At 73.0% G+C, this 10,057-nt stretch carries 9 protein-coding genes and 1 pseudogene; 4 read left to right on the plus strand and 6 right to left on the minus strand.

Annotation, left to right across the window (positions count from 1 at the left end; genetic code table 11):
- The 5 genes from AB0O00_RS20765 to AB0O00_RS20785 form a co-directional block, all read right to left on the minus strand.
- A partial coding sequence (locus AB0O00_RS20765; protein WP_363653838.1) for an FAD-dependent monooxygenase occupies nt 1-1,026 on the minus strand: 1,026 nt, incomplete at its 3' end.
- A gap of 140 nt (nt 1,027-1,166) precedes the next feature.
- The gene (locus tag AB0O00_RS20770; RefSeq protein ID WP_363653840.1) at nt 1,167-2,018 is read right to left on the minus strand and encodes an amino acid ABC transporter permease; all 852 of its coding nucleotides are present in this window, start codon (nt 2,016-2,018) and stop codon (nt 1,167-1,169) included.
- Nucleotides 2,015-2,665 (minus strand): amino acid ABC transporter permease, encoded by a 651-nt coding sequence (locus AB0O00_RS20775; protein ID WP_363653842.1) that lies wholly within the window; start codon nt 2,663-2,665, stop codon nt 2,015-2,017. Before AB0O00_RS20775 ends, AB0O00_RS20770 begins: the two co-directional genes overlap by 4 nt.
- 47 nt (nt 2,666-2,712) lie before the next feature.
- Nucleotides 2,713-3,612: a glutamate ABC transporter substrate-binding protein gene (locus AB0O00_RS20780; protein ID WP_363653844.1), complete on the minus strand. Its 900-nt coding sequence runs from the start codon at nt 3,610-3,612 to the stop codon at nt 2,713-2,715.
- 127 nt (nt 3,613-3,739) lie between these two features.
- Nucleotides 3,740-4,513 (minus strand): amino acid ABC transporter ATP-binding protein, encoded by a 774-nt coding sequence (locus tag AB0O00_RS20785; RefSeq protein WP_363653846.1) that lies wholly within the window; start codon nt 4,511-4,513, stop codon nt 3,740-3,742.
- A 402-nt stretch (nt 4,514-4,915) separates the two neighbouring features.
- Here AB0O00_RS20785 and AB0O00_RS20790 point away from each other — a divergent pair, with 402 nt between their 5' ends.
- Nucleotides 4,916-5,668 carry a response regulator transcription factor gene (locus AB0O00_RS20790; protein ID WP_363653848.1) on the plus strand — a complete coding sequence of 251 codons (753 nt, stop codon included), beginning with the start codon at nt 4,916-4,918 and terminating at the stop codon, nt 5,666-5,668.
- A 6-nt stretch (nt 5,669-5,674) separates the two neighbouring features.
- On the plus strand, nt 5,675-7,102 hold the full coding sequence (locus AB0O00_RS20795) for a HAMP domain-containing sensor histidine kinase (protein ID WP_363653850.1): 1,428 nt from the start codon (nt 5,675-5,677) through the stop codon (nt 7,100-7,102).
- Nucleotides 7,103-7,110: 8 nt separating this feature from the next.
- On the opposite strand, the gene AB0O00_RS20800 is transcribed toward AB0O00_RS20795, so the two are convergent.
- The gene (locus AB0O00_RS20800; protein ID WP_363653852.1) at nt 7,111-8,130 is read right to left on the minus strand and encodes a TAXI family TRAP transporter solute-binding subunit; all 1,020 of its coding nucleotides are present in this window, start codon (nt 8,128-8,130) and stop codon (nt 7,111-7,113) included.
- Between the two features lie 94 nt (nt 8,131-8,224).
- Between AB0O00_RS20800 and miaB the strand changes: the two genes are divergently transcribed.
- Nucleotides 8,225-9,727 (plus strand): tRNA (N6-isopentenyl adenosine(37)-C2)-methylthiotransferase MiaB, encoded by a 1,503-nt coding sequence (miaB, locus tag AB0O00_RS20805; protein ID WP_363653854.1) that lies wholly within the window; start codon nt 8,225-8,227, stop codon nt 9,725-9,727.
- A 78-nt stretch (nt 9,728-9,805) separates the two neighbouring features.
- Nucleotides 9,806-10,057, plus strand: a pseudogene (locus AB0O00_RS20810) (hypothetical protein); the annotation flags it as partial.

Here is a 10,057-nt window from a genome sequence, read left to right on the forward strand (position 1 = left end):
GTCGCCGGCGCGGTCGGTGCCGGCGTGCGCGCGGCGGGCGCTGTGGCGGCGCCCGGCCCCGGCGTGGGCCGCCTCGCGGGCGGCGGCGTCGCGCAGCCCGTCGGCGAGGTTCTGCATGCCGAGCGCGCCGTGCAGGTGGGCGGCGTCGCCGGCGAGGAAGCAGCGGCCGCTGCGGAAGCGGGCGGCCAGGCGCTGCTGGGCGGTGTGGTCGGCGGCGGCGAGCAGTTCGAAGCGGGGGAGTTCGCCGCACCAGCCGGTGAGGCTCGCGGTGACGCGGTTGAGCAGGGTGTCGCCGGTGACGACACCGGGCCAGGTGGCGTGCGGGTCGACCTGCTCGGTGGGGGCGGGGCGGCCGGGCGGCAGGCGCCAGTCGAGCCGCCAGACGCCGTCCGGCAGGGGGCGGGCGGAGGCCTCGCGGTCGCCGCGCCAGGGCGGCTCGCGGTGCAGCCGGGCGCCGTCGAACGGCAGGTCGACCCGGACGGTGGCGATGGCGTTGCGGTCGACGGCCGGGCGGCCGGGGAAGCGGATCTTCAGGAGCTTGCGGACGGTGGAGCGGGCGCCGTCGCAGCCGACCAGGTGGCTGCCGCGCCACCAGGTGCTCGAACCGTCCTGGGTGCCGTGGGTGCGGACGCCGACGCCGTCGCGGTCCTGGACGAGCTCGGTGACGCGGCTGAGCGGGACGAGCTTGACCAGTGGGGTGCCGGTGAGGGCGTCGCGCAGGCCGCGCTGGAGGCGGTGCTGCGGCAGGTGGAAGGTGGGCGACTCGGTGAGGTCGATCCGCAGGACCTCCTGGCGCCGCCGCCAGATGGCGAAGGAGTCCCACAGGGCGGAGTCGGAGACGGCCCTGGGGTAGCCGATGCGGGTGAGGAAGGCGGTGGAGTCGGCCCCGAGGACGACGCTGCGCGGGGCCTCGGGGCACAGGCCGGAGCCCTCGTCCAGGACGACGGTCGGCACCTCGTGCCGGGCAAGGGCGAGGGCCAGGGCCAGACCGACCGGTCCGGCCCCGACCACGATCACCGGGTCCATGCCGAGCCCTCCGGGCGCGGGTGGACCGTTCGGGCCCGGAAGGCCGGGCATGGGCAGGCCGTCAGGCTGGCGTCATATGCCGCGTGGAAGCTCCCGGGAGGTGTCACGAAGAGCAATGCAACAGTTCACCTGCGTGTCCGTCAAGCAGCAGCCGAAGTGCGCCGGTTCGCGCCGCGACGGCCGCGTGCTTCGATCCACCGGGCGAGCGCGGTGAGCAACAGGCACATCGCGACGTAGATCGGACCGATCACCAGGACCACCGGGATGTAGGGGAAGCCCGCGGCGTTGATCGGCTGGCTCGCGATCGACTTCCCGACGAACAGCAGCTCGTGGTAGGTGATGATGAAGCCGAGCGAGGTGTCCTTCAGGGTGACGACCAGCTGGCCGATCATCGTCGGCAGCATCGAGCGGACCGCCTGCGGCACCAGGATGCCGGCCATCACCTGGGTCTTGCGCATCCCGAGGGCGTAGGCCGCCTCGGCCTGGCCGCGGGGGACGGCGTTGACGCCGCTGCGGATGATCTCGGCCTGGACCGCGCCGTTGTAGAGGGTGAGGCCGAGCACCAGCGCCCACATCGGCTCCTTCGCGAAGAACGCGTAGTAGAGCGCGACGATGAGGATCAGCAGGGGCATCGCCCGGAAGAACTGGACGATTGCGGTGCACACCCAGCGCACCGGCTTGTGGTCGGAGAGCCGCCCGGCGGCGAGCAGCGACCCGAGGGTGAGCGAGAACAGCGCCGCCAGGCCGAAGGCCTCCAGGGTGGAGACCAGGCCGTCCACGATCCGCTGCTGGATGGTGTTGTACTGGAAGACGTCCCAGAGCCCGGCGTCGAACTGCCCGTTGTCGGCGAGCATCATGACGGCGTACCCGAGCAGGCCGGCGATCGCGAGGAGCGACAGCACGCTGAACAGCCGGTACCGCGCGCGGGCCTTCGGGCCGGGGGCGTCGTAGAGGACGCTGGCGGTCGAGCCGCGGGTGAACAGGTTGCTCATCGGGCCACCGCCAGTCGGGACTCCAGGATGCGGAACAGGGTGGCGACCGCCGCGCTGATCACCAGGTAGGCGCAGGCCACCCAGAAGAAGATCGAGAAGATCGAGTAGCCGCGCTCGGAGAAGGTCTGCTGAGCGCTGTACAGCTCGGTGACGCTGAACGCGCCGGCGATCGCCGAGTTCCTCGGCAGGGCGATGAACACGCTGCTCATCGGGCCCAGCACGGTCCGGGCGGCCTGCGGCAGGACGACCAGGGTGAGGGTCTGGCCGAAGGTCATGCCGAGGCTGCGGGCGGCCTCGGCCTGGCCGAGCGGCACGGTGTTGATGCCCGAGCGCAGCACCTCGCAGACGAACGAGGCGGTGTACGCGCCGAGCGCCAGCGTCGCGAAGGTGAGGTGCTCGAAGTGCACGTCGAGCGCGGGCAGACCGAACTCGACGGCGAAGAACAGCAGGGTCAGCGGGGTGTTGCGGAAGATCGTCACCCAGCCGGTGCCGAAGGCGCGCAGCACCGGGACCGGGGAGACCCGGAAGGCCGCCAGCAGGGTGCCCAGCAGCAGGGCGAGCAGGGCGCTGAGCGCGCTCAGCTCGATCGTCTGCAGGAAGCCGTCGCGGAACAGCGCGAAGTTGCCGTCCTCGAACAGGAAACCCATCCGGCGGCCCTCCTCTCAGGAGTGGTAAGGGAATTCGGGCGGGTGGATCAGTAGCGGTCGAGGGCCGGCGGGGTCGGCGCCGAGGAGCCGGAGAGGCCGAGGGTCGCGTCGTACGCCTTCTTCCAGTCGCCGTTGTCCTGGTGGGCCTTGATGGCGTCGCTGATGGCGTTGCGCAGGGCCGCGTCGTCCTTGTTCAGGCCGACGCCGTAGTTCTCCTTGGTGAACGGCTGGCCGACCACCTTGAGCTTGGGCGCGTACTTGGAGGCGTAGCCCTTGAGGATGGCGTCGTCGGTGGTGACGGCGTCGACCTCGCCGGACAGCAGCTTCTCGACGCAGGCCGAGTAGGTGTCGAACTGCGTGATCTTCGGGTTGTACTGCTGGATGTTCTTGATCGAGGTCGAGCCGGTGGCGGTGCAGACGTTCTTGCCCGCGACGGAGTCCTTGCCGGTGATGTCCTTGTTGTCGGCCTTCACCAGCAGGTCCTGGCCGGCGATGTAGTACGGGCCGGCGAAGGAGACCGTCTTCTTGCGCTCGTCGTTGATGCTGTAGGTGCCGACGTAGAAGTCGATCTGGCCCTTGGCGATGGCGGGCTCGCGCTGCGAGGAGACCAGGGTCTGCCACTTGATCTGCTGCGGGGTGAAGCCGAGGTCGGCGGCGATCATCTTGGCGATCTCGATGTCGAAGCCGCTGCGGTCGCCGCTGGCGACGTCCTCCCAGCCGAGGAACGGCTGGTCGGCCTTGGCGCCGATGATCAGCTGGCCGCGCTTGCGGGCCTCGGCGAGCACCGCAGAGTCGACCTTGACGTCGGACTTGACCGTGTAGGTCGGCAGCGCCGGGGCGCCGCTGGGGGTCGCGGCGGCGTCGGGCGATCCGTCCTTGCCGCACGCGGCGGTGGCGGTGAGCGCGACGGCACAGAGCGCGACGGCGAGGGTGCGACGAGTCCTCATGAGGGTTGTTCTCCTGGGGGCTGGGCCACGGGTTCAACCGGGCGCTGGCGTCTGGGGTTCGTGCGCAGGGGCGGGCGGGCCGGCGCCGTTGCCGGGCCGGCCGCGCGCGGCGCGGGGAGACGGGGCGTCAGTGGTGCAGGATCTTGGAGAGGAAGTCCTTGGCGCGCTCGGAGCGCGGCGCGGTGAAGAAGGCGTCCGGGGTGTTCTGCTCGACGATCTTCCCGTCGGCCATGAACAGGACCCGGTTCGCGGCGGAGCGGGCGAAGCCCATCTCGTGGGTGACCACGACCATCGTCATGCCGTCGGCGGCCAGCTGGCGCATGACCTCCAGCACCTCGTTGACCATCTCCGGGTCCAGGGCCGAGGTGGGCTCGTCGAAGAGCATCACCTTCGGCTTCATGGCCAGCGCGCGGGCGATCGCCACGCGCTGCTGCTGGCCGCCGGAGAGCTGGGCCGGGTACTTGTCCGCCTGCGCGCCGACGCCGACGCGCACCAGCAGCTCCCGGGCCGTCTTCTCGGCCTGCGGGCGCGGGACCTTGCGCACCTTGACCTGGCCCATGACCACGTTCTCCAGCACGGTCTTGTGGGCGAACAGGTTGAAGCTCTGGAAGACCATGCCGACCTCGGCGCGCAGCCGGGCCAGCTCCTTGCCCTCGGCGGGCAGCGGGCGGCCGTCGATGGTGATCGTGCCGGAGTCGATGGTCTCCAGCCGGTTGATCGTCCGGCAGAGCGTCGACTTGCCCGAGCCGGACGGCCCGATCAGCACCACGACCTCGCCCTGGGCGATCCGCAGGTCGATGTCCTGGAGCACGTGGAGTGCGCCGTAGTGCTTGTTGACGCCGTCCAGGACGACCAGCGGAGCGGCTGCGGGGTTCGCGTCCGCGATCGGATTCCCGGTCATCGCGCCTGCTCCCTCGTTCGGCCCGTGAAGCGTGAACTCCCTTGGGCGGCAATGGTGGTACGAAATCCAGGGGCCGCAGCCGGCGGAGCCGCAGCCCCCGGTGGGCCGACCTTAGGAGCCGTGACGAGCCCCCGTCAGCCGATCTGAGCGGAACTTGAGCATCACGAAACGGCCACACGACGCTCGCACGCTGTTCGTGAGGCCGCGATCGGGGCACGGTGGAAGCGGGCGGCGCCCGCGTGGTGCGTCCCGCAGGGGGCCCGCGGGACGGCCGAGCCTGGCGCCCGGCGGCCCGCTGGCCCATACTGCGCAGGACCGGGACCGACCGAGCGGCCCCGGTGATCACCGCCCGGGGGAGCACCCGGGGCCCCTGGGACGTCGGGGAACGGGGAAGGAGGAGACGTGCGACTGCTGCTCGTCGAGGACGACGAACGCGTGGCCGCCGCGCTGGTCGCGGTGCTGGGACGGCACGGGTTCCAGGTCCGGCACGCCCGCAGCGGGCACGAGGCCCTGGACGCGCTGGTGCCCGACGGCAACGAGCCGTACCGGGTGGTGCTGCTCGACCTCGGGCTGCCCGACCGCGACGGCTTCGAGGTGTGCAGCCGGATCCGGGCCGGCAGCGGCGTCCCGGTGATCATGGTCACGGCCCGCGCCGACATCCGCTCCCGGATCCACGGCCTCAACCTCGGGGCCGACGACTACGTCACCAAGCCGTACGACATGGGCGAGCTGCTCGCCCGCATCCACGCCGTCGCCCGGCGCGGCGCCGCGCCCGCCGCCGTCTCGCCGGCCGCGCCCGACGCCGTCCCGCAGCAGCGCGGCCCGCTGGAGTCCCGCGGCATCCGGATCGACCGGGAGCGCCGCCGGGTCAGCGTGGACGGCCGCGACGTGCCGCTCACCCGCAAGGAGTTCGACCTGCTCGCCCTGCTCGCCCAGAGCCCCGGCGTGGTCTACCGCCGCGAGCAGATCTTCAGCGAGGTGTGGCGCAGCGGCTGGGAGGGCAACGGCCGCACCCTGGAGGTCCACATCGGCTCGCTGCGCAACAAGCTCGCCCTGCCCGGCCTGGTCGAGGCCGTGCGCGGGGTCGGCTACCGGCTGATCCCCGAGTCCCCGGCGCCCGCCCCGGACGCGCCCCCGGCCGCCGCGGAGCACTGACCGCACGTGCGCAATCGCCTGCTCGGCATCCTGCTCGCCCTGATGGTCTGCGTCCTGGCCGCCCTCGGGCTGCCGCTCGCGGCGGCGGTCGCGGCGGCCCAGCAGACCAAGGTGGTCGTCGACCGGCTCGACGACGCCGCCCGCTTCGCCCAGGACCTGCCCACCTCCGGCACCTCGGACGCGGCGCGCAAGGGCGACCCGGGGCCCGCCCCCGGCGACCAGAGCCGGCGCAACGCGATCGACGCCGAGGTCGCCCGCTACCACGACCTGTACGGCGTGCGCCTCGGCATCTTCCAGCGCGACGGCGTCCCGATCGCCGCCGCGCCGAAGGACTGGACGGTGCCGGCCGGCGGCTCCGGCGCCCAGGCCTTCCAGGAGGCGCTGGACGGGCGGCGCAGCCACAACCCGCCCCAGGTCTGGCCGTGGACCGACGACCGCACGATCACCGTCGCCACCCCGGTGGTGCGCGACGGCGACGTCGTCGCGGTGGTGCTCAGCGAGTCGCCGACCGGGGCGCTGCGCACCCGGATCCTGCACGGCTGGCTGGTGATCGGGGCCGGCGAGGCCGCCGCGATGATCGTCGCCGTGCTGCTCGCCGTCCGGCTGACCGAGTGGGTGCTGCGTCCGGTGCGCACCCTGGACCGGGCCACCCACGACATCGCGACCGGGCGGATGAACGCCCGGGTCGCCCCCGGCGGCGGGCCGCCCGAACTCCAGCGCCTGGCGCACTCGTTCAACGAGATGGCCGACCACGTGGTGCTCGCCCTGGACCAGCAGAAGGCGTTCGTCGCGGACGCCTCGCACCAACTGCGCAACCCGCTGGCCGCGCTGCTGCTGCGGGTCGAGCTGCTCGGCCTGGAACTGCCCGAGGGGCACGAGGAGGAGCTCGGCGGCGTCCGTGAGGAGGGCGCCCGGCTGGCCCGGGTACTGGACGATCTGCTCGGCCTCGCCACCGCCGAGCACGCCCGCCCCGAGCCCGAGCCGACCGACCTCGCCGCGCTCACCCTCGCCCGGGTCGACGCCTGGCGGCCGGTCGCCGTGCAGCACGGCATCGAGCTGCGCTGGGACGGCCCGGCGCTCGCGCTCGGCATGGCCGACCCGATCGGCTTCGGCTCGGCGCTGGACGCGGTGTTGGACAACGCGCTGAAGTTCTCCCCGGAGGGCAGCCGGGTGCGGCTGCGGGTCGCGGTGCGGCGCGACGAGGTCGCGGTGACGGTCAGTGACGCCGGGCCCGGCCTCACCGAGGAGGAGCTGTCCCGGGCGGGTGACCGGTTCTGGCGCAGCCCGCGCCACCAGAACGTGGACGGTTCCGGGCTCGGCCTGTCCATCGCCCGGACCCTGCTGCTCGCCGGCGGCGGCTCGCTCGGGTTCGCCCCGGTCAAGCCGACCGGGCTCGCGGTGACGCTGGCCGTCCCCCGGCCGGGGAAGCAGTAGTCAGGGCTTCAGGGCTTCACCGAGCGGTAGTAGCGCATCGCGCCCTCGTGGAGGGGGAGCGGGTCGGTGTACACGGCGGTGCGCAGGTCGACCAGCTGGGCGGCGTGCACCTGGGCGCCGATCTGGTCGCGGCTGTCGATCACCGCCTTGGTCATCCCCTGGACCAGGCCGGGGTCGACGTCGTCCCTGGTGATCAGCAGGTTGGGCACCGCCACGGTGGCGACGGCGTCCTTGGGCTCGGCGTTCGGGTAGGTGCCCTTGGGCATGGTGGCCGCCCGGTAGGCGTCGGTGCCGCCGCCCTCGGCCTTGTGGAGCTGCTCGGCCAGGTCGGCCAGCGGGACGATCCTGATCCGGACGTGGTCGGAGAGGTCGGTCAGCGCGCTGGTGGGCAGGCCGCCGGACCAGAAGAAGGCGTCCACCCGGCCCTCGCGCAGGTCGTCGGCGGCGGCGCCGACCCCGTCCGGCACGCCCTTGATGTCCCGGTCCGGGTCCAGGCCGGCGGCGGTCAGCAGCCGTCTGGTCACCAGGTTCACCCCGGACTGCGGCAGGCCCACGCCCACCCGCAGGCCCTTGAGGTCCCCGGTGCGCTGCACCGGGGAGGAGGCCGGGACGATCAGCTGGAGGTAGTCGTCGTAGAGCCGGGCGATCGCCCGCAGCCGGTCCTTGCCGGGGCCCTGGTAGTCGGCGACGGCGTCGGCCGTCGCTATGGCGAACTGGTCCCGGCCGTCGGCCACCCGCTTCAGGTTCTCGACCGAGCCGTCGGTGTTGTCCAGCGCCAGCCGCACCCCGGGCATCGACCTGGCGACGTGCTCCTGCAGCAGCTGCCCGTACCGGTCGTAGACCCCGCGCTGCACGCCCGTCGCGAAGCGCGTCTCCCCGCGCGGGTAGCCGGGCGAGCGGCCCGCCGACAGCCACCAGCCGCCGAGGCCCGCCAGCAGCAGGGCCAGGACCAGGACCGTCCGCCACAGCGGGCTTCGGGCGGCCGCGCGGAGCACGGCGCCCGGACGTGAGGGAACGGTGGGGGTCATGCAGGGATAGTGCCAGGCGCCCCGGCAGAACGGGAGGGGCAGTCGGGCCGCCGTCCGTGAAAAAGCCCTTCACGCGTGCCCGTACCCTGGTCTGGTGAGCGGTGAGAGCGGATTGAAGAGCTACAAGGTCGTCACGCACGGCTGTCAGATGAACGTCCACGACTCCGAGCGCCTGTCCGGGCTGCTGGAGGAGGCGGGCTACGTCAAGGCCGGGCCCGAGGGCGACCCGGACCTGGTGGTGTTCAACACCTGCGCGGTGCGCGAGAACGCCGACAACAAGCTGTACGGCAACCTCGGGCAGCTCGCGCCGGCCAAGGGCCGCAACCAGGGCATGCAGATCGCCGTCGGCGGCTGCCTGGCGCAGAAGGACCGCGACACCATCGTCCAGCGGGCCCCCTGGGTCGACGTGGTGTTCGGCACCCACAACATCGGCCACCTGCCGGCGCTCCTGGAGCGGGCCGCGGTCGAGAAGAAGGCCCAGGTCGAGATCCTCGAATCGCTGGAGACCTTCCCCTCCACGCTGCCCACCCGCCGCGACTCCGCGTACGCCGCCTGGGTCTCGATCTCGGTCGGCTGCAACAACACCTGCACCTTCTGCATCGTGCCCGCGCTGCGCGGCAAGGAGGAGGACCGCCGCCCGGGCGACGTCCTCGCCGAGATCGAGGCGCTGGTGGACGAGGGCGTCATCGAGGTGACCCTGCTCGGCCAGAACGTCAACGCCTACGGCTCCGACCTCGGCGACCGCGAGGCCTTCTCCAAGCTGCTGCGCGCCGCCGGCCAGGTCGAGGGCCTGGAGCGGATCCGCTTCACCTCCCCGCACCCGCGCGACTTCACCGACGACGTCATCGCCGCGATGGCCGAGACGCCGAACGTGATGCACCAGCTGCACATGCCGCTGCAGTCCGGCTCGGACCGGGTCCTCAAGGCGATGCGCCGCTCCTACCGGCAGGACCGTTTCCTCGGGATCATCCGCAAGGTCCGCGAGGCCATGCCGGACGCGGCCATCTCCACCGACATCATCGTGGGCTTCCCCGGCGAGACCGAGGAGGACTTCGAGGAGACGATGCACGTCGTCCGCGAGGCCCGCTTCACCAACGCCTTCACCTTCCAGTACTCCAAGCGCCCCGGCACCCCGGCCGCGGAGATGGCGGACCAGGTGCCGAAGGCCGTCGTGCAGGCCCGCTACGACCGGCTGATCGCGCTCCAGGAGGAGATCTCCTGGGACGAGAACAAGAAGCAGGTCGGCCGCACCCTGGAGATCCTGGTCGCCGAGGGCGAGGGCAAGAAGGACGACAAGACCGACCGCCTCTCCGGCCGCGCCCCCGACAACCGCCTCGTGCACTTCAGCCGGCCCGCCGAGCCGGTGCGCCCGGGCGACATGGTGACCGTCGAGATCACCTACGCCGCCCCGCACCACCTGCTGGCCGAGGGGCCGACCCTCGCGGTGCGCCGCACCCGCGCGGGCGACGCGTGGGAGAAGCGCCAGGCCAAGCCCGCCGCCAAGCCGGCCGGCGTGATGCTCGGCCTGCCGGGCATCGGCGCCCCGGCGGCCCTGCCGCTGGCCGCCCCGGCGGGCGGCGCCTGCTGCGGCGACTGACACCGCGCTCCGCACGGCGGCCCGGCGGGACCTTCCGGTCCGGCCGGGCCGCCGTCGTTCGCGGATAGAGTGATCCACATGCTGGTAGCCGCCGCCGTGTGCCCCTGTCCGCCGCTGCTCGTCCCCGAGGTCGCCGCGGGGGCGGCGAGCGAGCTGGACGCGCTGCGGGCCGCGTGCGAAGAGGCGCTGGCGGCGCTGGTCGCGGCCGGGCCCGAGCTCGTCGTGGTGGTCGGCGCCGGGCCGCAGGCCGAGGTGTGGACCGAGGGCGGGGCCGGATCGTTCCACCGCTACGGGGTGCCGCTGGTGGCCAGGCTGCCCGGCGGCCGGGTC

The sequence above is a fragment of the Kitasatospora sp. NPDC093558 genome, from assembly GCF_040683475.1.
Taxonomy (GTDB): domain Bacteria; phylum Actinomycetota; class Actinomycetes; order Streptomycetales; family Streptomycetaceae; genus Kitasatospora.